The 628-nt window shown below is 62.3% G+C and carries 1 pseudogene; it reads right to left on the reverse strand.

Going from position 1 to position 628, the window contains the following annotated elements:
* Positions 1-628 (reverse strand): annotated as a pseudogene (locus HV670_RS30345) (multicopper oxidase family protein); the annotation flags it as partial.

Here is a 628-nt window from a genome sequence, read left to right on the forward strand (position 1 = left end):
CTCGCGCTCATTGTGCGAGTGCCACATATAGGCGAAGCCAGCTTCGGAGGTCGGCGAGTTCGCGACCGTCCCGCTCGGTGGGGTCGTGCCTGTTATAGAGGTGGCACGTACTGTGGCGTCCGGTCCGAGATACGGACTGCCGCCGTACCAGTTGCCGTTCGTCAATACACGTGCATCAGGCAAGGTCACCGGGCCGCCGCTCGCCACACTACCGAAGGGATGTGCTTCGAGCGGCTTGTCGTGATCGGCGCACCACTCGTAGTAGTTCGGCGCGTGCGGATCCTGCGTGTAGTAGCCGTTCACATCCGGAATGCAGACGCTGCCATCGCCCGGCTTATGCCCGTAGACGTCCCAGTTCAGGCCTTTCCCCGTCCAGTAGAAGATGCCGTCCATGGCAATACCGGGTGTCGTCGTGGTCGTGAATAGCAACGGCCCCGCCAACTTGGTCGGATCCGACTTGCTGAGCAGCAGGTTTCCATCGCGTGCAAGCACGCGCACGTGATTGCCGTGCTCGTGGAAAGGATGCTGCCAGCGCCCGGTGCCGATGACGCGCAACAGCACCAGCTCACCCGGATGCATGTGAGGGTTGCCGTTATACGGCTGATGGGGGTACTGCCCTGCGTAGTTC

It is taken from the genome of Pararobbsia alpina (genome assembly GCF_902859895.1).
Lineage (GTDB): Bacteria > Pseudomonadota > Gammaproteobacteria > Burkholderiales > Burkholderiaceae > Pararobbsia > Pararobbsia alpina.